Genomic DNA, 21,317 nt, shown 5'->3' on the forward strand with positions numbered 1-21,317 from the left:
GACAACTCGCAGGAACAGGGGCCGTACCTGCTTCTTCCCCTCATGAAAAAATGAGCACCTCGGGCGCGCCCGTCGCCTTAGTACCTATATTAAAGGCTCCGGCAGGAGTCTCTCCTTCCGCCTTTCTGCCCGGGGTCCGGGCAATCTCTGCCCGCTCCGAGGAGGCCCTCCCCCATCACGAGGTTCTCCGGCTCCGTTTTCCCGGTGCTCAGATCCGCACCCGGGCAAAGGCCTGCCCGGAATATCCTTCTTTCCCTCCCCGGATGCAGTACCACATTCCGGGCAGAGGCATTGCCCGGCCACAGCCATCCGGTAACGCCACCCCTCCGGGAAAAATCCTTTAAAAAACACTCACGGCGCTGAACACGCATCTCTGCTCATACACGCTTCCCCTTGCCGGAACGGCATCACCGTGTACGCCCTCCTTTCAGGGCCGTGCCCTGCGGCAACTCTGCTTTCCCATGCCTGCAAAACAAAACGCCGTTTTCCCTGTTTTCGGCATGATACACTGCCGTGTTACGGAAACAGTTTTCCCTCCATCGGCATCATGATGACGACAGTACCATATCAGCATGGATTTCTGCAGGAAAACGCAAGAAAATGAAAGAGAAGACTCCTTGACCAGAGAATCTTTTTCGGAATATTCTGAAGGAAAAGCAGAAAACCTCAGACATGGGGAATAACGATGAACAGCCAAAAGACATCCCGCAACGAAAGTTTCAGGAAGCAGCGTCGGCGCGTACTGGCCGCTCTTGCTGCAGCCGGCGTCGTGTACACTGTCCCCGCGCTTTTTTCCGTCAACGAAGCTCTGGCCGCCAGCCCTCCTTCCCGGAGAAGCCGCCCCTCGCGGCGCCCCTCCCCGCCCAGCCGGCGCTCGCGTCCCTCGCCTCCCGGAAGACGCTCCAGGCCCAGTCGCCCGAGCAGACCTTCTCCCCCCAGCAGGCGTTCCAGGCCGAGCCGCCCGAGCAGGCCTTCCCGTAACGGCAGGCCGCCCGTGCCTCCGCCTCCGCGCTTCCCGATGTAAGAAACCGGGCGTTCCGGCCTTCTCTCACGGGAACATGTCCGGCCTTCCGCCCTGCGCCTTCTGCTGAAGGAAACTGCCGGACGGGAAAAGGTCGCGCCATGTGCCCGCCCTTGTGAAGTCTGAGGAGAGGGGATTGGCATCATCCCCCCTCCTCCCGGCTCTCCGCTGTCCGGCAGAAAAGCAGGCCGCACACGCCATCTGCACACGAAACCTTCTCCCCGGCAGGCCCACGGGACCTGCGTGCCCGCGCGCTGCCCGGCCGCTCCTTCACCGTTCCCTGCCGGAAACACATCGTTAAAAAGCGGGCCTGCGGGCATCACGCGGCCGGAAAAAGGGGCATACGCCGGGCCTTGTTCCGGCGCAGGGTGAAACCATGACGGATCTTCTCTTCGCAGGTCTGAAACAGCCTGTGCGCTTTTTCCGCTGTCCCATGCTTCTCGGGCAGGTGCGGCGCTTTTTTCATAGCTGGCCGCATGAAGAGGTAGCCCCGTCTCCAGGAGGGGCCGTCATTCATGTGCGCGCCTTCGGCCGGGAAGAAAAGGGCTACGACATACGCGCGCCGTGGCTGCCGGAACCGCTGCATGAACCGACCATGGCAAGCGCACTGTGCAGCCTGGCCATAGAACTTGTCGCCGCCTTCGGCGAAGAACACCCGGATGTGACATGCCTGCACGCGGCCGCCGTACAGATCGGCGGAAACACGGTGCTGCTGCTCGGCGACAACCGCGCAGGAAAAAGCACTCTTGTCGCACGCCTCATGGCGCAGGGGCATCTCAGCCTGGGGGACGATCTCATCGGCGTCACTCCGCAGGGGGAACTGCTGTCCTTCGGCATTCCGCCGCGCCTCAGGCTCCCTCTGCCGCCCTCTGCGGCCCTTGCCGCCTTTGCCCGGACATATAAAGGCATACGGGACGACCGCTACCAGTATCTGCAGGCGGCCTGCGGCCTTTGCGCACCGTTCGGGCAGCGTGCTCTGCCCACGCACATCGTCATACTCCAACGCCGGGGCACGGAAAGCGCCCGTTTCCTTTCTCTGGAGCATCGTTCCGGCCTGATGCAGCTTCTGCCGCACTATGTCATGCGCAGAGGCTCCGCGGAAACCGTGCTCAGTCAGGCCTCTCAGCTGATACGGGAAATTCCCGCGCTGATGTTCCGCTACTCGAACCTCGACGAGGCCTGCGACGCCCTGCTGCACCGGCTTGAGGCGGCGCCTTCCGCGCCCGCGGCACCGCTTCCCCCGGCCGGATTCCCCCTTCCTTCTCCGGCAGAGCAGCAGCGCGGCCCCCTTTCCCGAACATGCTTCATTCAGGCCCCCGGAACACGGCTCAGGGTGAAGCACGGCAACACCTTTCTGCTGGACGGCGCTTCCGACCGCGTCTACGGGCTGAACAGCCTGGGAAAAGCGCTCTGGAACCTGCTGGAAGAGCCCCTGAGCGAAGCGGAAGCGGCCTTTCTGCTGCAGGAAGCGTTTCCTCATGCAGAGAAGCAGCAGATAGCGCACGATGTTGCGGAGCTTTTCTCTCTTTTGAAAGCGGAAGGGCTCATTGTGGAACCGAAGCCGCAGCCTTCTCTTCCTCCCCGGGAGCAGGCCCTTCTCTGAAGGTGCAGCAGTCCTGCCTGCGATGCGCCGCCTCTGCCTCCCGGTATTTTGCCGCTGCTGAACATTGTATTTTGCGGGCAGATTGCGTATGTTTTTCCCAATTCCTGCGAGGTCTGTCATGCCTGAAACTTTCCGCACCTTCCGTTCCCTGCTTTTTGTTCTTTTATTTCTGCTTCTTGCCGGGAGCGGTCACGCCCAGGCAGAGGAAAAGGTCTGGCGTGTGCTGTATGTGGAAGGCGGGCCTTTTTCCAACTACCAGCAGACGCTTGCCCAGACGGCGCGGGGGCTGGAAAAGCTGGGGCTCATCGACAACGGCCAGGTTTCCATTCCCAAGGACACGGAATCCACCAGCGCCATGTGGCTGTGGCTGGCCGATCATGCCAGAGGACGCATCAAATTTCTGCGCGACGGCCACTACTCCGCCGAATGGGACGCCGTGGCCCGCAAGAGCATCCGTGAATCCATCATCGAACGGGTACGGAACCGCAAGGATGTGGACATGATCATCGCCATGGGCACCTGGAGCGGGCTTGACATGTGCTCGGAAGATCTGGGTATCCCCGTCTTCTCCATGAGCGTGACCGACGCCGTGAGCGCGGGCATCGTCGATTCCGCCGAAGATTCCGGCAAGGACAACGTCCATGCCCAGCTTGAGCCCGGGCGCTTCCGCCGCCAGATTTCCATGTTCCACGAAATCTTCCACTTCAAAAAGCTCGGCGTACCGTTTGAAGACACGCCCGAAGGCCGCAACACCGCCGCCATGGACGAAATAGAGCAGACGGCGAAGGATCTCGGCATCGAGCTGGTGCTGCGCTCCGCCCCGCTGGATCTCCCTGATCCGGAGATGGCCTTCAAAAATCTTCAGAAATGCGTGCAGGAACTTTCCAGGGAAGCGGACGCTCTTTACCTTACCTATACCTCCACCTCCATGGACAGGATTCCGGAGCTTATGGTGCCCGTCATCGAGGCCGGCATCCCCTCCTTTGCCCAGGCCGGCCCTCAGCTTGTGGAATACGGCGTGCTCATGAGCCTTGCCCAGGCAAGCTTTGCGGATATCGGGCAGTTTGAGGCCGACGCCATAGCCGCCGTCATCGGAGGAAAGAAGCCCGGGGAAGTGAGCCAGATCTTTGAACCCGAACTGGGGCTGGCCATCAACCTGAAAACGGCCATGCGCATAGGTTGGAACCCTCCTCTGGAAATTCTCGCCGCCGTGGATGAAATCTATCAGCAGATTCCGGCGGTAAATCATGACTGATCTGCGCCTTCGCAGGCTTCTGACGGGGGGCATTCTCGCCCTGCTCTGCGCTCAGCTTCTCTATGGCGCACTCATGCTCTCCGCGCTCTACAAGCAGTATCAGGAACCGGTATTTCAGATAAACGGACTGGTGTGCCGGGACATTGCCGATCACCTGGGCCTTCTCGTGCGCGTGGGCAAGAGCCTCCGGCCGCAGACGGTGGAACGCTTCCTTTCCCTTTACCGCACCCGCACGGAAGCGGAAAACATTGCCGTGACCGACGCCTCAGGCAGGGTCATCTTCCAGTGGGACAAGAACGGCTCCCCCGAGCTTTTCACGCCCCCGGATGCCAAGGCCGTCTTCGGCAGCGTGCAGAAATTTTCCACCGACGACAGCTTCTGGACCACCTGCCCCATCTCCGGCAGGCAGGACGCCATAGCCGGACATGTGTTCCTGGCGCTCAACAAGGCCCGGATTTCCACCATCATCGCCCATGCGGCCCAGAGCCAGCTGTGGATCTTTCTCGGCGTATCGCTGGGAGAATGTCTGCTTCTTGCCCTGCTCATGCGCTTTCTGGTCTTTCCTGCCGGAACGGACAAAACGCCTTCCGGCCTGAAACTGCGCGTCTGCTTCATGCTGCCGCTTATTCTGGGGCAGATTCTTTTTCTCTTTCTGCTTCACACGCCCCTTTCCCGCCTTTATGAAGAGGAAATGATCCATACCGGCAACCAGCTCGGCCGCCAGATGACATGGGATCTGGAACGCCTCGCAGGCATGGGCCTGCCCGTCAGGAATATTCACGGCATGGAAGTGTGGATGATGGAAAGGCAGCAGCATGTTTCCACCCTCGGCATGGCCGTGTTCGATGTCACCGGCAACCTCCATGCCGCCGCAGCCGCCAACGGCTATCTGGACGCGCAGGACTGGCAGCGCCTGACCGAAAAGCAGCCCCCCGTCAAGCTTGCCATAACGCACCCGGACGACGGTTCCCCCGCAGGGAGCGTGCAGGTGATCATGGACCCGTCCATCATGCAAAGCAACCTGCTTTCCGTCATGCTGGACAACCTGACCATGACCGTGGTGGCTGCTCTCTTCCTTTCGGAACTCATTTTCCTGCTGCTCATGAGCGGTTCCGGAATAAAGACCATGGCATCCTCGCCCGCCTTCATGCGGCCCATCATCTTCGCGTGCCTCTTCGCCACGGAAATGTCCATGTCCTATGTGCCCATCCGCATAGGGGAACTGGGTCTTGATCTGTTCGGTCTGCCGCCCGACGTGGTTTCCGGTCTGCCTGTTTCCTGCGAACTGTTCATGGCGGGACTCGCCATGTTCGCGGGAGGTTTCTGGAGTCAGAAATCCGGCTGGAAGCCCATGCTGCTTTCCGGTGTGACGCTGGCCTGCCTGGGTTCGTTCGCAAGCTGGCTTTCCCCTTCCGCCCTGCCCTTCATTCTCGCCCGGGGCATGTCCGGTCTGGGCTACGGCTTCATCAACCTGGCCGCGCAGGTCTTTGTCATCGCCCATTCCTCGGAAAGCCGGCGGGCGCACAATCTGGCCTTCATGTTCGCAGGTCTTTATGCCGGCACGCTGTGCGGCAGCACCATGGGCGGCCTCATTGCCGACAGACTCGGCTATCATGCCGTGTTCCCGGCCTCCGCCGTCATGCTCGTGATCACCGTTGTCGTGCTCTCCCGTCTGCTTCCGCGGGAAGCCTGGCAGAGTGAGGAAAGTTCCGCCGCACGCCTCAGCTTCCGCGAGGCCTTCGCCTTCCTTTCGGACAGGCGCATGGGCTCCCTGCTGCTTTTCTTCATCATACCCAACGCCCTCATCACGGTGTGCCTGTTCCAGTTCTTCATGCCTCTTTCCCTGAGTCAGGCCGGAACATCCCCCGCCACCATCGGCCGTGTCTTCCTGCTGTACTGCGTCATCGTCATGTTCGCCGGGCCGCTTTTCGGCTCGCTTCTGGACAAGGCAAAGAGCATGGTGCCCCCGCTCGTGGTTTCCATGCTCATCGTGGTGCTCAGCCTTGCGGCCCTTCTTGTGCTGGATGGACTCCCCGCCGCCATGCTCAGTGTGGCGCTTCTGGCCGTGAATACGGCCATAGCTTCCAACGGACAGGGAGCCTACGCCCTTTCCCTGCCCGCGGCGCAGAGCTTCGGCCGCGCCCGCACCATGGGCTTCTACAATGTGGCCATGCGCATAGGTCAGGTTCTCGGCCCGCTGAGCCTCGGCATCATGATGTCGGTATGGAACGCACGCACGGGCATCACCGTGCTTGCCGTCTTCACCGGCGTTGCCGCGCTGCTCTTCGCCGCCATGAATCTCACGCGCCCCTCTTCAAAGGAATCCTGATGCCCCTTCTTTTTCTCCGTCGGCGTGCACTGCGGCATAACCTTGCCGCAGTGCACGCGCTGTGCCGTCGCGCCGGTGCGGCGTGCATGTTCGTGTTCAAGGAAGCGCCGCTTCATGCGGAGCTTGTCTGTTCCCTGCTTGCGGAATCTTCCGTGGAAAGGCTCGGCCTCGTGGCCTGGCCCGATGCGGATTTTCCCCGCCCTGCCGGGGTGAGCCTGCATCACGTCTATGCCCCCTCTCCCCAGCTTGCGGAAAAAAACGCGCAATGCAGCTGCGTCTATGTCAGTTCCCTGTATGCCGCAACCATGCTGCGCCGTGCGTGCAGAGGACCGATGCCCGAAATACGCATCCCGCTGGAAGTCGGAGACGGCCGCGACGGCGTTCTGCCCGGGGAACTTCCCGGGCTCTGCCGGGACATCCGCCGCCTCGGCATGCCCCTGCGCGGTCTTTCCGTCAATTTCGCCTGCCTGTCGAAGGAGGCTCCCACCCCGGAGCTTCTGAATCTTGCCGCAGAACAGCTTGAACGCGTGCGTGAATACTGCGTGGAAGACGCCGATGTTTCCGCCGGAGGCACCGACGTGCTGGAACTTGCGGAACACGCCCCCCTGCCCGCCGCCATCGGAGAAATACGCTGCGGCACGGGCATCATGCTCGGCGTGTATCCCCTCTCAGGACGGCCTGTGCCGGGAACACGGCAGGATGCCTTCCGTCTGGAGGCCCATGTGCTGGAATGCCGCGTGAAGAACGGACGCACGCTGGCGCTTCTGGACGTGGGGCACTTCCATACCGCTCCGGAAGCGCTCATTCCCCCCGTGCCGGGCATGGTCTTCTGCGGTGCCTCTTCGGCCTACTCCTCCTTCGACGTGAGCGACTGCCCGGAAAGCATACGCGAAGGCACGGCTCTTTCCTTCGCCCTGGATTATCATTCCCTCTCCCGCGCACTCACTTCCCGCGCGCTGCCCGTAGTTTCGGAGGACGCATGAACGACGTTCTTTTCCGCTCCGCGCACAGGGAGGATCTGGAGGACCTGGTACGCCTGGAACATCAGGTGGAAGCCGCCCTGCCCTCCCGCGAAATCTTTGCCGTGGATGAAAAGGAGTTCTACGAACCCATTCTTGCCGGGCAGGGGCATATACTGCTGGCCATCGACGGAGAACAACGCCTTGCCGGGGTAAGCGTCATCCGCTTCCCGGACAGGGACGACCCGGAAAATCTGGGGCACGGACTGGTGCCGGAGGAAAGCCTTGCGCGTGTGCGGCACCTGGAGTCCGTCTTTGTACGGCCCGACATGCAGGGCAGAAAGCTTGCGGAACGCCTTGTGCGGGAGAACATGCACGTCACGGACAAAAGCGGCCGCACCCTCTCCATGGCCACGGCATGGCCGGGCAATGCCGCAAGCCTGAAGCTGCATCTGAATCTCGGGCTGTTCATCCGCGCCTTTGCCTTCAAATACGGGGGCAAGGCACGCCTCATCCTCATGAGCGGCGGCGAAGCCGACACAGACGCCGCACCGGTGCTTGTGAAGGCCATGGACGTGGCGGGACATCGCGCCGCCCTCGATGCAGGACTTGCAGGCGTGGGCCTCAGGAAAGATCCCGGAAGCTCCTCCTTTCTGACGGAGTACCTTCCCCTGAAGGCCGGGCGGTAAACCGTCCCGGAGGCTCGACGGCACACACTTCCCGCGCGCCGCATCCCGTTTTCCTCCGCATGCCGGAGCATCGTATAAAAAGGCCCGGCCTCCCCGCAGGGAGGCCGGGCCTCATGGTTTTCACAGACGTCCGGTTTACGACATGGCCCGGCGGAAACAGAGCATGGTGATGTCGTCCGACTGGGCGGCCGCACCCCGGTGCTCCTTCACCGCTTCCAGAACGCCGTGCAGCACCTTGTCGGGCGAAGCGTCACGCAGGCCTTCCAGCGCGGCGGCAATGCGGTCTTCGCCGAAAAGTTCCAGCTTTTCGTTCATGGCTTCGGAAACACCGTCGGTATAGAGCAGACAGTATTCTCCGGGCGCAAGCACGGCGCTGCAGGGCTGATAGTCAAGCCCCTGCATGGCGCCCACCAGCGGGCCGCTGGTTTCGGTAAGCATTCTCACCGGCACGGAAGGATCGGGGCTGACCACAAAGGGCGGACAGTGCGCGCCGCTTGCGTAGTCGAGCCTGCCCGTGGCCGGATCGAAAAGCCCGATGAACAGGGTGACGAACATGCAGGAAGGGTTGTTTTCGGCAAGGCGCTCGTTGATGCGCAGCATGGCTTCGGCGCAGGAAATCCCTTCCGCCAGGGCATAACGGACCAGGGTCACCGTCATGGACATGAAAAGCGCGGCGGACACGCCCTTGTCGGACACGTCGCCGATGACCACGGCCTGCCGCCCGTCGGGCACGGTGAAGAAGTCGTAAAGGTCGCCGCCCACTTCCTTGGCCGGTTCCAGGAAGGCCGCAGCCGAATAGCCCAGGCTTTTCGGCGCGCCGTTCGGCGGGGGAAGAATGCCCATCTGTATGTCGCGTGCGGCATTCAGTTCGCCCTGCATTCTCTGACGCACGGCCAGGGTATCCACCAGGCGGTGTATGTTCTCATCCAGTGCCTTCACCATGTGGGCAAAGGCCCCGGCAAGCTGACCCACCTCATCCGTTCTTTCCACGGGCAGGCCTTCGACAATATTTTCCGAAAAACCGACGCCTCTCTCGGAACTGAAATCCTCGCGTGCTATTTCCCTCGCCCTGCGGGTGAGCAGACGGAGCGGCGCAATGATGCGCATGGTGAGCACCAGCATGATGAGAAGGCTCAGTACCAGCAGGCCCGCCGCCACGCCGAACAGGTGTCTGGCCAGAGCCTCGGCCGGGGCCGTGATGGACTCAAGCGGAATGGCGGCCACCACATACCAGTTCATGGCCTTGAAGTAGGCCAGACGATACAGCACCGGCCTTGCCGTGGCCGACGTGTCGCCCTCCAGCACTTCCCCCTTGCGTACCCTTTTCAGCACGTCTTGGGGGATGACGGAAAGGGACATGGGGCTTCCCTTGCCTGCAAGCACGCGGCCGTCGTTGGAAATGATGGAAATGGAAGCGCCCCGGCTCAGCTCCAGGCTGTCGAGCCGCTCCTGTATGCCGAGCACCATGTGCCGCTCAAGAAGCTTTCCGCTCTGCTCCGTGTCGGCCACAGGATCGGACAGAAGAAGGGTGCCCAGATTCTTCACCGGCATGAAACAGACAAGCACGGGAATTTCCTGATCCCCGGGCCCGGGCAGGCGCACCATGGCGAACTGCCCGTCGGAAACGGCATCGCGGTGTTCCAGCATGGACCGTATGGACTGGCCCTTGAAGTCCTGCCGGCCTTCCTCCATGATCTTCTTGGCAATGTCGCCGGCGAGTACCTCGTTGCCCTGCCTGTCGTAAAAGGCAAGGTACACCCCGCCGGGTATGAGCACCTTCCGCCACTGGGAAAGGCTCTGCATCACCTCATCCTCACGTTCGGAAAGGAGCATGTCGCGTATCATGGCGGCGTACTGCCGCAGATTCCGCTTGGATGCCAGCACCGATTCCACCTCGGAGGTGAGCAGGTGCAGGTAACGGACGCTCAGGCTGTCTTCCACCAGCATGACGGTATTGACGAAGGATTCCCTCTCCCGCTGCATGCCGCTTTCCAGAAGCCGCGCGCGGCTGAAAAGAATGATGGGTACCGCCGCAAGGCTGATGGCAAACCCCACAAGCAGAAAAAGCTTGCTGCGCAGAGAAAAATTCATGCCGTTTCCCCCTCCATGCGCTGAAGCTTCTTGCGCAGGCCCTCGCGGGTGATGCCCAGAAGCTCGGCGGCCTTGACCTTGCGCCCGCCGGAGAGTTCCAGCGCGCGGCGGATGATGAGCTCTTCCGCCTTCTGCAGGTTGAGGGGCAGATCCAGCGCCTCAGGCTCCCCTTCCTGCTCTCTGCGGCACAGATACTCCTTCCCCGCCTCGGATTCCAGAATTCTCCGGGAAAGATGCGAAAGCTCCACCACGCCGCCGGGAGTCAGGGCCGCCGCACGCTTCATTTCATTATTGAGTTCGCGCACGTTGCCCGGCCAGGGATAACGCAGAAGAATCCCCTGCACGGCCGGGGAAAGCATGAGTCTTTCCCTGCCCATTTCCGCGCAGTAGCGTTCCAGGAAGGACTGCGCCAGAAGAAGGATGTCGTCCCCGCGTTCGCAAAGGGGCGGCAGGCGCAGTTCCACCACATTGACGCGGTAGAAGAGGTCCTCGCGGAAGCGCCCCTCCTTCACCGCCTCTTCCAGATTGACGTTGGTGGCGGAAACAAGGTTGATGTCCACATGCACGGGCGTGGCGCTGCCCACGCGCAGGACCTCCTCCTGTTCCAGCACACGCAGAAGCTTGGCCTGGTTGGGAAGGCTCATTTCCGCAAGTTCGTCCAGGAAAAGCGTGCCGCCGCTGGCTTCCTCCACCAGCCCCTTGCGGGCCGTCACGCCCGTGGCCACGCCCTTTTCTATGCCGAACATGGCGCTTTCAAACAGCGTATCGGGGATGGCCGTGCAGTTGACCGCAATGAACGGTCCCCGGCTGCGCGGGGAATGATGATGCAGAAAACGCGCCAGAACTTCCTTGCCCGTGCCCGTGGGCCCGAGAATGAGCGTGTTGATGGGCCGCCTTGCAATGGAACGGGCCAGATCGAACACGCGGCGCATGGGTTCGCTCTGGCCTATGATGCCGTTGCCGGGCGAATACAGCGCCTCCACGCTTTTCTGAAGTTCGTCGTTCTTTTCCAGCAGCACCCTGTGCAGGGCTTCCAGCTCGGCATTCTTGGAGCGCAGCTGCTGGATGAGCTGGCTGTTCTGAAACTCGCGCGCTTCCACGCGCACCAGCATCATGCCGAAGGCTTCGGCAAGGCGCACCAGCTCATCCGGCCCGGAACCGTCCCGGGTCAGATCGAAAAGCTGATCCGTATCGGCATGTTTTCCCAGAGCCAGATCCCCGCAGAGATCCGTCAGCAGCGGAAGCAGCCTGTCCGTCCCCTTATTCTCCACCTTCTCTCTCCTTCAATGGCGTTTTCATCCTTCCCTTCACGCCGCGCTCCCCGGCACGGCGCCCTCCATGTTTCCCCGCATCTCGTCCGCAGGCGGCCAGCAGCACACGGCATGCCCCGGCAGGTCTTATCTGCGTTCCAGACTCTGCACCCAGCGCAGCACCTCCGCCACAGGCCCTATGAGGTCCTGAGGGATGTAGGCGTTTTCCGTGCCGTCGCGGTACAGGGCGCGGGCCAGAGGCACGTTGCGCATGATGGGAATCCCCTCCTGCTTCGCCACCTCCATCATGCGCTGGGCAAGATAGCCTTCGCCCTTGGCCAGCACCACGGGAAGGGGCGTTCTGTCTTTCTCATAATCCAGCGCCACGGCATAATGGGTCGGGTTGGTCACAAGCACCTTCGCTTTTCTTACGTTGTCAAGGGAGTTCTGGGCAAGCATTTCCTTGTGCAGCTGCTTGCGCTTGCTCTTGATGTGCGGATCGCCCTCGCTCTCCTTGTATTCTCTCTTTACTTCATCCTTGCTCATCATGTGGTTCTGGTTGTACTTGTACCGCTGGTACAGATAGTCCAGTGCGGCAATAATGCAGAAGGCCCCTGCCGCAATGAGCACAAGATCGTTCACCGCCGAGCCCGTGACCTTCCACATGGCGCCTATGCCGCTTTCCGGCATGCTGAAAAGCATGGGCAGATAGTCGCGGAGCACCATGTACACCACGCCCCCGAGCACCGTCACTTTAATGAGATTCTTCACCAGTTCAAAGAGGTTTTTCATGGAGAAAACCTTCTGGAACCACTTTTTCGGGTCCAGATTCTCCAGTTTGGGCATGGCGGCCTTCACGGCGAAAAGCACCCCCGTCTGCGCAAGGGTGCTCAGAAAGGCCACGCCCATGACGATGCCCACCACAGGGGCCACCAGGATGATGGATGCATGGATGATGAGCGGCGCAACCTTGGCCATGGCCTCTCCAAAGGGCATGGACATGAACTGCATGGGCGCAAGCACCATTCCCTGAAGCGTGTCGAAGATGTTCTGCGCATTGGCCGCAAGGTACACGCCCACCGCAAGGGTGGTCAGCGCGGGCGCAATATCCTGCCCCTTGCAGACGTCGCCTTTTTCCCGGGCTTCACGAAGGCGTTTTGGTGTAGGTTGTTCTGTCTTTTCGTCGCTCATGGCAAAAGCACCTGCAGATAGCGCAAATCGGAACCAAAGGAATCAAACATGCTCACCGCCCCGGTCATGAGCATGCTGAAATAGAAAATGAGCAGCAGCGAGGCGATGCCGCTCTTCACCGGCATGGCCAGAACATACACGTTGAGCTGGGAGGCGAAGCGGTTGATGAGGCCGAGGGAAATATCGGTAAGCAGGCAGGCCACCACCACGGGCCCGGAAAGAAGCACCATGTCGAGGGCAAGGTCGCTCACCTTTTCGGCGAAGAACAACGGAAGCGAGGGGCGCTCGAAAAGCCCGGAAGGAAGCAGGGAAAACACGGGCCAGCACTCATAGCTTGCATAGACGGTGCCGAGAAAGGTGAGAAAGGCCCCGGTGGAGAAGAAGACGTACACGGCGCTCTGGAAAAAGAAGGATCCGGTGGGAGAAGTCTGCTCCCCCGCCAGAGGATCGGTTTCCGTGGCCTGCCCCGCACCGCGCTGGTTGTCGATGAAGAAGCCCGCACACTGTATGGTCCAGAACATCATGCCCGCCAGAAAGCCCATGAGCATGCCGAGAAACACTTCCTTGGCAATGAGCGCCCCCATGTGCAGACCGGAGACAAGGGAAAGCCCCTCCCAGGCGGGAAGCTGCCCGAGCAGCATGGGGTGCAGCACCATATAGCAGGCCAGCACAATGGTGAAACGGAGCTGTCCCGTCACCAGCGTGCCGCCCATGAAAGGAGCCGTCTGCAGCAGCATGAAAAGACGCGGCGTTCCCAGAAGGAACGCCAGAAGATGCTGTTGCGGAGAAAATCCCCATAACAGGCCGGTATCCAATGCTCAACGCCCTCCGGTATGCTGTTTGTCCATCGCATCCCTGCGTGCGGGGGAAGGCCTTCCCTTCCCGGCGCCGCTAAAGAAGATAGAACCTGGTGAATATCTCGTCGGCATAGCGGAGAATCTCCCCGGACATCCAGCCGCCCAGAAGGAACAGGGAAAGCACCACGGCTATGAGCTTCACGCCGAAGGTCAGCGTCTGTTCCTGAAGCTGCGTCACCGCCTGCACAAGGCTGAGCACGATGCCGATGACCGAGGCGATGACGATGGGCGGCAGAGAAATGACAAGCACCAGATACAGAGCCTGGCTTGCATAGTCCATGGCAATGCTGTTCATGCCTGCTCCTATATCCTGATGCGGCTCACGGGCTGCACCGAGATTTCCGGCGTCACTTCCTGATAGGCCATGACGGGCAGTTCGTAATACTTGCTTTCAATGAGGCGGCGCACATAGCGCCGTATGTCCATGGACGCCATGAGCACGGGTTTCTGCGTGCTGCCCTTGTGCTTGCCCACGGCCTCGCCCACGGCCTTGATGATGCGCTGCGAGGTGTCGGGGTCGAGGGAAAGGAAGGCGCCCGCGGAAGTCTGGCGCACGGCCTTGCGTATGGTTTCCTCAAGAGAGGGATCCATGAGAATGGCGGGAAGCATGTTCTGCCCGCGCGAATACATGTAGCTTATCTGCCGCTTCAGGGCGCTGCGCACATATTCGGTGAGCATGACCACATCCTTTTCCTTGGGGCTCCATTCGATGAGCGCTTCCAGAATGCTGCGCAGATCGCGTATGGACACCTGTTCCTGCACCAGACGCTGGAATATTTCCGCAATGCGCTGCACGGGCAGAAGGCGCGTCACCTCGCGGACAAGGTCGGGCGCGCGCTCCTCCATGCGGTCGAGCAGGTACTTGCTCTCCTGCATGCCGAGGAAGCTTGAGGCATGGCGGGAAAGCAGCAGAGAAAGGTGATAGGCCAGAATGCGGGCATGGGGCATGCAGGTGATGCCCGCCTGCTCAAGGCGTGCCCTGTCGCCATCGGCCACCCACAGCGGGTCCACATCCGGCAGGAAGGGCTCCCCTTCATAGCAGGAAACGCCGAGCAGTTCCAGGTTGACCTTCTTTTCCCTCACGATGACCATGCCCTTCACCAGCCTGCCGTGGGCCATGGGGATTTCATTGAGGTTGAGCACATAGCCCAGGGAGGGAAGACCGGGATTGGGCCGGATGTTGATGCCGGGGAACGGCACGCCGAGATCGAAATACAGCGCGCGGCGCAGGCTGGAAAGCTCGTCGTTCAGCGTGTCGTAATCCATGGATTCGCCGATGTCGGGCGCAATATCCAGAATGATGGGAACGGTGGGGGAAAAATCGTCCTGCGGGCCGGTGCTGCGCCGGGTCTTCTTTTCCGTGGCCGGGGCAAGGGAACGGGCGAGTTCCGCCTTGCTGTCCCTCTTTTCCGGGGCGGAGGACAGGCGCTCCAGAACATAGCCGAAGCCGCCCACGGCAAGGGCCAGGGTGAAAAGCTGCGGCTTGGGGAAGCCGGGAATGAGCGCAAAGAGGAAAATCAGGGCGCCGGCCATCTGCAGGGCCTTGGGCTGACCGAAGAACTGCTGCCCCACCTGCGCGCCCACGTTGTCGCCGCTGTCGCCGGAACGGGTGATGAGAATACCTGCGGAAATGGACACCAGAAGCGAGGGAATCTGGGAAACCAGGCCGTCGCCGATGGTGAGAATGCCGTAGGTGTGCATGGCTTCCCCGGCGGTCATGCCGTGCTGGGTGATGCCGATGATGGTGCCGCCCACGATGTTGACCACGGCGATGATCATGCCCGCAATGCTGTCGCCCTTGACGAACTTCATGGCGCCGTCCATGGCGCCGTACATCTGGCTTTCCAGCTGCACGCGGTTGCGTCGTTCCTGGGCTTCCGCCATGTCGATGACGCCCGCGCGCATGTCCGCGTCGATGGACATCTGCTTGCCGGGCATGGCGTCCAGAGTGAAGCGCGCGCCCACTTCGGCCACGCGCTCGGCGCCCTTGGCGATGACGAGGAACTGCACGATGGTGAGAATGATGAACACCACAGCGCCCACCACGAAGTTGCCGCCCAGGGCGAAGTCACCGAAGGTGAAGATGATCTCGCCCGCGTCGGCCTGAAGCAGAATGAGTCGCGTGGTGGTGATGTTCAGCCCCACGCGGAAAAGCGTGGTAAAGAGCAGCATGGTGGGGAAGGAGGAAAAATCCAGCGCCGTCTTCACATACATGGACATCATGAGCATGAGAAACGACAAGGTCATGTTCACGCCGATGAGCGTATCCACAAGAGGCGTGGGCAGGGGCACGATCATGAGCGCCACCACCACCACGAGCAGCATGACCATGGTAATGTCGTTGTGTCTGGTCATCAGACCGACGCCGCGCGACGCCTTTTCCATCAGACTCATGCGTTCTTTCCTCCGACAAGGAACAGATATTCATCGAGGGCGGCGCGGGCTTCCTCTCTGCGCCCTTCCAGCCAGAGAGCCTGGGCCTTCATGAGATGCAGCACGGCCTGACGGGAGGAAAGCACCCTTCCGCCCATGGCTCCGCGCAGGTATTCCAGCGCCTTTGCCCCGTTTCCCCGGGAAATGGCCAGGGCGGCGAGCCCCTCAAGGGCCAGCCTGTCAGGCCCCTGCTCCGGCGCAAGCGCCGCCAGAGCGGCATATATCCTGCCTGCCCTCGCCTCCTGCCCCATGCGCAGCATCATGTAGGCAAGCACATGCAGGGTGCGCCGCTGCTGCTCATTGAGTCGAGCCATCTCAGCCCCCTATCATCAGCCCGAGATAGGCCTGAAGAAGCTGCCCGTTCTGCATGAGCGGCACAAGCTCCTCGGAAAGCATGGCCTGGACGGCGGGGTCCTGACTGCCTTCCAGATCATGCAGGCAGGATTCCAGCGTACCGGAAAAGGTTTCCGGGTTCAGCATGGAACCATCCCCCACATCGGGACAGAGCGACTGTTCCACGATCTGCCAGGCATTGCCCGGAGCGTAGAGTTCCTCAAGGCCGGGCTCGCTGAGCGCGTTGGAGGCCAGTTCCCGGGCTCTCGGCAGGTTCGGAGAATCCGGCATGTCCATGACATGCTGAATCCCCAGAGACGGATCAAGAAGATTGATGGACGAGGGCATCGTTCATGCTCCTGAAAATAGAGTTCCGGCGGGAAAGGCCCGCTATTTGCCGTGCATGAGTTCCGCCAGAAAGCGCAGGGCGTTCTCCAGCGAAGCCGCCGTCACGCCGTCTTCCTCCAGACGGGTGAGAACCACGCCTCTGTCGGCGTAGACTCCGGCATACACGGGCATGGGAAAAGCCTGCCGGTAATCGCAAAATGCCATCAGGCGGCGCACCGCGGCCGTGTCATGCCCGGGTATGGGTGCGGTAAGGTAGGCCAGAATTTCCCGCCTGCCGTTCTGTTCCGCCCTTTCAAGGTAGAAACTGCCGATGTTCGCAATGTCCAGCCGGGCCAGACCTTCCCGGGAAAAAGACAGTGACTCCAGCCCAAGCCTGCGCCCGAAGGCCTCGATTTCATGCTCCAGCATAGCCTTACCCTTCCTGTTGGGCCAGAAATTCGTCTTCACGCTCCACAGCATTGTCCACGGCTTCCTGCACGGCATCCAGCACCTTCATGCGGCCCTGCTCGTCGTCGAAAAGAGCGGTGGGGAAATTCCGCGTGGTGCTCAGAAGCTCCTGCAGGAAGAGCACCTCTCTTTCTATATCGGGCGCGCCCGACTTGGCAAGGATGCCCTCTATCAGCGCAGAGCCGAGAAAACGCTTCGTGCGCAGATCCATGATCTCGCCCAGCAGACTCATGGCCGTCAGGGAACCTTCACGCGGTTTCACGCCGTGCACGTTTGCCCAGCGGTCCATCATCTTTTCACACAGCCGGTAGGCGCTCTGGGTGAGGCGTACCTTGCCGAGGTTCTCATGCACGTTTTCCAGGTGCCGCACGCCCATGCTGGGCGTATCTGCCGCGATGTCGGCGCTCAGTGCGGAGAAAAGAAAATCCATGGCCCGCTCGAAATCGCCGCCGTAGGATTCCTGTACATGCGCAAACACCTCGTTCACCGTGGAAAATTCGCACACCGTCCGGCGGTAGAAATCGCGCATTTCGTCGCTTCCGCCGAGATCGGTGAATCCCGCGGCGGCAAGTGCACCCTGCACGCCCGCGCGTATGGCAGCACCCTCGCGCTGTTCCAGCTCGGCCACGGCCGCGTCCACGTCGTCCAGAAGCGCCTTGTCCGCGCCTTCCTTGCGCAGCTCTTCCTGTATCTGCTTCAGGGCGGCCCAGGCATCGGAAGGATCGGGGAAATATTCCCGCACCTTGTCCAGTGTACGGCGGGAATCGGCCCGGTTCCGCAGGCTGTCGCGCATCCGATTGAGCTCTTCGGTCTTGCCCGCCTCGTGCATGAGCTCCTGATAGAACTTCAGGCGGTCTTCTTCCGACTCTCTGATCTTGTCGCGTTCCCTGCGTTCCTCCAGCTCGAACTCGTCCGTGGTGTCGGCGGAAAAGGAAAGTTCTTCGGCGGCATCGGCAAGTAAGGACTCGGGAGAGGGAACCTGAACCACTTCATTTCCCATGAAACTGCCGCTGACGGTCTGGCTTTCCGCCAGATGTGCCGTCCCTCCTGCATGAAAAGGTCCGGATATGGAATCAATAGCCATGATATGCACTCCTTCCTGTACTGCCCTGTGCCATGCAAATATCATGCCATAACGGCCACAGCTTGCGACACACTGAGTTTTTGCCGTTGCAAGGCTCCGGCAGCTCTGGTAGTATGACGAAAAGAACGAGGTATGGCAACACACTTCCCATTCACGCCAAAAAACTTGGCATCTGCTGGGGATGGAAATTTCCAACTTGTTCTCCATACAGCGAAACAACACAGTTTTTTTCAAATTGGCACGCTTCTTGCATCATTTATGGCAAAGCCGCCCGGCGGCAATAAGTCTGCCATCCCATTTTGAAGGAGATCATTATGGCTTTCACTGAACAGGACCTCAACAAACAGAAACAGGAAATCACCCGCCTCGCCGATGAGCTTTCCCGCCTGAACAGCATTTTCGCGGAGCAGAAAAAAGCCCTCGGCCTCTCCGAAGAAGAAAAAGTAACCGTGGACAAGGGGGAAATCACCCCCGAACTGGAAAAGGCCATGGCCGACGCCACGGAAAGAGCGAAGCGCGAAGGCGAAGCCCGCGCCGCTCAGGCCAAACTCGCCGCCGGCCCCTCCACCACGGGCGGTCGTTCCCGCCGCGGCGCCATGCGCATCTGACTGAACTCCTTCCAAGCTAGCAACTCTTTTTAATTTCAAGGAAGTATTACCATGACTCAGGTCACCAACAGCAGCTCTCTTTCCGAAATCATGGACACCATCGACCTCGGCCCCACCGGCAGCGTGCAGATGATGTTCGCCAAGCTCCAGCTTGCCCAGTCCGAAATCTGCAAGAATCAGGCGGAAGCCTATATGGACCAGATCGAACAGATTCAGGCAGAGCAGGAAGAATGCGCCAGGATGATTGAAATGGCCAGAAAGCTTCAGAATGAAGCCAGTTCACAAGATGCCTCCTCCGGCAAAAAAACTACGGAAATGCCTGCAGAAATGGTAGCATACTTTGAAAAATACGGGCTGACTGAAGATTCCGCAGGCGGCGACCATTACCACTATAAGGAAGAATGGGATGTTAATATCAAATCTCTGACCAACCATCAGGAAACCATCGGCAACAAGACGCAGACTCTCATGGTGTACCTGCAGGACTTCATCGGTCAGTACAACTCCTACCTCCAGGGCGCGAACACCCAGATCGCCAACGCCAACCAGACCCTCACCAACCTCGCCCGCGGTCAATAACCCCTTTTTCCTGTTCCGGTTTCCGGCGCGGAGCCGGAACAGGTTCTCGTCCCGGCTTTTCCCTGCTCATACCTCTCCATCAGCAAGGACACTCCATGTCACAGGTTACCGGAAAAAGCTCTCTCTCCGAAATTCTGGACACCATCGACCTCGGCCCCACCGGCAGCGTGCAGATGATGTTCGCCAAGCTCCAGCTCGCCCAGTCCGAAATCTGCAAGTCGCAGGCTGAAGACTACATGAAGCAGATCGAAGACATCCAGGAAGAGCAGGAACTCTGCGCCAAGATGATCGAGCAGGCCAGAACGCTCCAGAACAACGCCAAGAACGGCACGGGTGACTGCTCGTGGGATAAGAATGCCTCCATGATGCCTCAGGAAATGGCGGACTTCTTCAACGCCCGCGGCCTGAGCTACGACACCACGGGCAACGATCTTGCCCACAATTCCGATGAATGGGACTACAACCTGAAGAGCCTGACCAACTACCAGGAAACCATCGGCAACAAGACGCAGACCCTCATGGTGTACCTGCAGGATTTCATCGGGCAGTACAACTCCTACCTTCAGGGCGCGAACACCCAGATCGCCAACGCCAACCAGACACTCACCAACCTCGCCCGCGGCCAGTAAGACCGGCAGACTCTTTTCTTGCCGCGAGGCTTTTCTCCACCACAAACAAACTTCTTCAGGATGGGACCATCATGGCAGACAATACCCCCCTCAACGACAACGAAATCGCCGCCATCATCACCGCACTGAACAAAGGCGCCAGCATCGGCGACGTGTGCAATGTTTCCGACGACCAGATCGAAAGTCTGTACGCCCTCGCTTACAACCTCTATACCTCCGGCAACTTCGTCGACGCAGGCACCGTGTTCCAGGCCCTGTGTCTGTACAGGCACAAGGAAGTGCGCTTCTGGATGGGCCTTGCCGGATGCCGGCAGTCTCAGAACGACCTGAAGGGCGCCATCGACGCCTATGCCATGGCCGGAACCGTTGACCTTCTTCGCAACCCCGTGCCCTTCCTTTTCGCGGCCAAGTGCTACATCCAGCTCGGCGACAGGGAAAACGCCATAGGCGCGCTCAAGGGGCTGCTCACCCTCGGGGAAGAATCGAACCCGGCACATGCCGACTGCCACAACAAGGCTCGTGCCCTCCTCACCATGCTCAACGCAAGCGAGTAAACCATGGTTGACTTCAATACCGTTTCCAACGTGGGGGGTGCAAATTACACCACCACGACCAGCAGTACGAACAAAACCTCTTCCCCGTCCGGCGGCACCACCATACCCGATGCCGACGAACAGGTTCTTCAGGCACTGCTTGCCGAACTCGGCCTCCCGGATCTGCCCGTTTCCTCCAGTTCCCTCTCGCTCGACACGCTGCTGAACGCCATCGGTGACGACGTGCGCCGTCAGGCCTGCCGCGACGGCGTGGCCAGTCTGGAACTCAAGGGCGAACAGCAGGCGGAAATCAACGAAAAGGAATTGCAGGAAATCGCCGACCGCCTCGAAGAAATGAAGAAGAAGTCCGTGGCCAACGGCTTTCTCAAGGCCTTCCAGATCATCGGGGCCATCGTAGGCGCCATCGCCTCTGCTGCCAGCATCGTGGCCGGTGCTTTGACGGGCAATCCTCTGCTCATCGCCGCGGGCGTCGTGGGCATGGCCATGACCATCGACAGTGTGGTCTCCCTCGCCTCGGACGGCAAGTACAGCATCGCCGCGGGGTTCACGGAACTCGGCAAGAAAATGGGCATGAGCGACGAAGCCGCCCAGTGGTTCGGCTTTGCCGTGAACATGGCCATCATGGTGGTTTCCATCGGCATCAGCTTCGGCGCAGGTTTTGCCTCCAGCGCCGGCAGCATCGCCAACATCACCAGCCAGACCGCTCAGAAGGCCGCACAAATCACGTCCATCGCCTCGAAGGTGACGAACATCGCCTCCGGTGTGACCAGCATAGGTACGGGCGCGGCCACCATCGCAGGCTCGGTGTTCGACTACAACATCTCCCGGAGTCAGGCCGACAGCAAGGAGCTTGAGGCCATTCTGGAACGCCTGCGCGAAGCCATCAAGATGGATCAGGATCTTGTGGAATCGGAAATGGAACGCGCCAACGACCTCATGTCCAAGGTCCGGGAAATCGTGGGCGAATGCGTGGATACGCAGGCCGCCATCCTGGGCGCTGCTCCCACCATGGCCTGATCACGCCCCCTGCCGTGCACTCCCGCCGCAGGGCAGGAGC

At 60.6% G+C, this 21,317-nt stretch carries 21 protein-coding genes; 11 read left to right on the forward strand and 10 right to left on the reverse strand.

Going from position 1 to position 21,317, the window contains the following annotated elements; genetic code table 11:
* Positions 1-1,397: 1,397 nt before the first annotated feature.
* The 5 genes from Q0K07_RS02125 to Q0K07_RS02145 all read left to right on the forward strand — a co-directional run bounded on the left by Q0K07_RS02125 (position 1,398) and on the right by Q0K07_RS02145 (position 7,856).
* Positions 1,398-2,624, forward strand: a complete 1,227-nt coding sequence (locus Q0K07_RS02125; RefSeq protein ID WP_294555759.1) for a PqqD family peptide modification chaperone — start codon at positions 1,398-1,400, stop codon at positions 2,622-2,624.
* Between the two features lie 118 nt (positions 2,625-2,742).
* Entirely contained in the window at positions 2,743-3,879 is a 1,137-nt protein-coding gene (locus tag Q0K07_RS02130) for an ABC transporter substrate binding protein (protein ID WP_294555762.1), read from the forward strand.
* A complete protein-coding gene (locus Q0K07_RS02135) occupies positions 3,872-6,208 on the forward strand; it encodes an MFS transporter (RefSeq protein WP_294555765.1) in 2,337 nt (778 codons plus the stop codon). The genes Q0K07_RS02130 and Q0K07_RS02135 overlap by 8 nt, the downstream gene beginning before the upstream one ends.
* Complete coding sequence (locus Q0K07_RS02140; protein WP_294555769.1) at positions 6,208-7,191, forward strand: alanine racemase; 984 nt, start codon at positions 6,208-6,210, stop codon at positions 7,189-7,191. The genes Q0K07_RS02135 and Q0K07_RS02140 overlap by 1 nt, the downstream gene beginning before the upstream one ends.
* The gene (locus tag Q0K07_RS02145) at positions 7,188-7,856 is read left to right on the forward strand and encodes a GNAT family N-acetyltransferase (RefSeq protein WP_294555772.1); all 669 of its coding nucleotides are present in this window, start codon (positions 7,188-7,190) and stop codon (positions 7,854-7,856) included. The genes Q0K07_RS02140 and Q0K07_RS02145 overlap by 4 nt, the downstream gene beginning before the upstream one ends.
* 135 nt (positions 7,857-7,991) lie before the next feature.
* On the opposite strand, the gene Q0K07_RS02150 is transcribed toward Q0K07_RS02145, so the two are convergent.
* The 10 genes from Q0K07_RS02150 to sctW form a co-directional block, all read right to left on the reverse strand.
* The gene (locus Q0K07_RS02150; protein ID WP_294555775.1) at positions 7,992-9,947 is read right to left on the reverse strand and encodes a SpoIIE family protein phosphatase; all 1,956 of its coding nucleotides are present in this window, start codon (positions 9,945-9,947) and stop codon (positions 7,992-7,994) included.
* Positions 9,944-11,218, reverse strand: a complete 1,275-nt coding sequence (locus Q0K07_RS02155) for a sigma-54-dependent Fis family transcriptional regulator (RefSeq protein ID WP_294555777.1) — start codon at positions 11,216-11,218, stop codon at positions 9,944-9,946. Before Q0K07_RS02155 ends, Q0K07_RS02150 begins: the two co-directional genes overlap by 4 nt.
* Before the next feature lie 126 nt (positions 11,219-11,344).
* Complete coding sequence (gene sctU / locus Q0K07_RS02160; protein WP_294555780.1) at positions 11,345-12,388, reverse strand: type III secretion system export apparatus subunit SctU; 1,044 nt, start codon at positions 12,386-12,388, stop codon at positions 11,345-11,347.
* Positions 12,385-13,203 carry a type III secretion system export apparatus subunit SctT gene (sctT, locus tag Q0K07_RS02165; RefSeq protein WP_294555783.1) on the reverse strand — a complete coding sequence of 273 codons (819 nt, stop codon included), beginning with the start codon at positions 13,201-13,203 and terminating at the stop codon, positions 12,385-12,387. The genes sctU and sctT overlap by 4 nt, the downstream gene beginning before the upstream one ends.
* A gap of 76 nt (positions 13,204-13,279) precedes the next feature.
* The gene (sctS, locus tag Q0K07_RS02170) at positions 13,280-13,540 is read right to left on the reverse strand and encodes a type III secretion system export apparatus subunit SctS (RefSeq protein WP_294555786.1); all 261 of its coding nucleotides are present in this window, start codon (positions 13,538-13,540) and stop codon (positions 13,280-13,282) included.
* 8 nt (positions 13,541-13,548) lie between these two features.
* Positions 13,549-15,639: a type III secretion system export apparatus subunit SctV gene (gene sctV / locus Q0K07_RS02175; RefSeq protein WP_294555789.1), complete on the reverse strand. Its 2,091-nt coding sequence runs from the start codon at positions 15,637-15,639 to the stop codon at positions 13,549-13,551.
* Positions 15,636-15,992, reverse strand: coding sequence for a hypothetical protein (locus Q0K07_RS02180; RefSeq protein WP_294555791.1), 357 nt, complete (start codon positions 15,990-15,992; stop codon positions 15,636-15,638). The genes sctV and Q0K07_RS02180 overlap by 4 nt, the downstream gene beginning before the upstream one ends.
* A gap of 1 nt (position 15,993) precedes the next feature.
* Positions 15,994-16,359, reverse strand: coding sequence for a type III secretion protein (locus Q0K07_RS02185; protein ID WP_294555794.1), 366 nt, complete (start codon positions 16,357-16,359; stop codon positions 15,994-15,996).
* Positions 16,360-16,401: 42 nt separating this feature from the next.
* Positions 16,402-16,767 carry a type III secretion chaperone SycN gene (locus tag Q0K07_RS02190; RefSeq protein WP_294555797.1) on the reverse strand — a complete coding sequence of 122 codons (366 nt, stop codon included), beginning with the start codon at positions 16,765-16,767 and terminating at the stop codon, positions 16,402-16,404.
* 4 nt (positions 16,768-16,771) lie between these two features.
* Positions 16,772-17,890 (reverse strand): type III secretion system gatekeeper subunit SctW, encoded by a 1,119-nt coding sequence (gene sctW, locus Q0K07_RS02195; protein ID WP_294555800.1) that lies wholly within the window; start codon positions 17,888-17,890, stop codon positions 16,772-16,774.
* A 132-nt stretch (positions 17,891-18,022) separates the two neighbouring features.
* Between sctW and Q0K07_RS02200 the strand changes: the two genes are divergently transcribed.
* From Q0K07_RS02200 to Q0K07_RS02225, 6 genes are all read left to right on the forward strand, one after another.
* The gene (locus Q0K07_RS02200; protein WP_294555803.1) at positions 18,023-18,193 is read left to right on the forward strand and encodes a hypothetical protein; all 171 of its coding nucleotides are present in this window, start codon (positions 18,023-18,025) and stop codon (positions 18,191-18,193) included.
* An 11-nt stretch (positions 18,194-18,204) separates the two neighbouring features.
* Positions 18,205-18,498, forward strand: a complete 294-nt coding sequence (locus tag Q0K07_RS02205) for a hypothetical protein (protein ID WP_294555806.1) — start codon at positions 18,205-18,207, stop codon at positions 18,496-18,498.
* A gap of 51 nt (positions 18,499-18,549) precedes the next feature.
* Entirely contained in the window at positions 18,550-19,077 is a 528-nt protein-coding gene (locus tag Q0K07_RS02210; protein ID WP_077072495.1) for a hypothetical protein, read from the forward strand.
* A gap of 95 nt (positions 19,078-19,172) precedes the next feature.
* Positions 19,173-19,706, forward strand: a complete 534-nt coding sequence (locus Q0K07_RS02215; RefSeq protein WP_294555810.1) for a hypothetical protein — start codon at positions 19,173-19,175, stop codon at positions 19,704-19,706.
* A 71-nt stretch (positions 19,707-19,777) separates the two neighbouring features.
* Entirely contained in the window at positions 19,778-20,260 is a 483-nt protein-coding gene (locus Q0K07_RS02220; protein ID WP_294555813.1) for a SycD/LcrH family type III secretion system chaperone, read from the forward strand.
* A 3-nt stretch (positions 20,261-20,263) separates the two neighbouring features.
* A complete protein-coding gene (locus tag Q0K07_RS02225; protein ID WP_294555816.1) occupies positions 20,264-21,277 on the forward strand; it encodes a type III secretion system protein in 1,014 nt (337 codons plus the stop codon).
* Positions 21,278-21,317 lie beyond the last annotated feature (40 nt).

It is taken from the genome of uncultured Mailhella sp., from assembly GCF_944324615.1.
Taxonomy (GTDB): Bacteria; Desulfobacterota; Desulfovibrionia; order Desulfovibrionales; family Desulfovibrionaceae; genus Mailhella.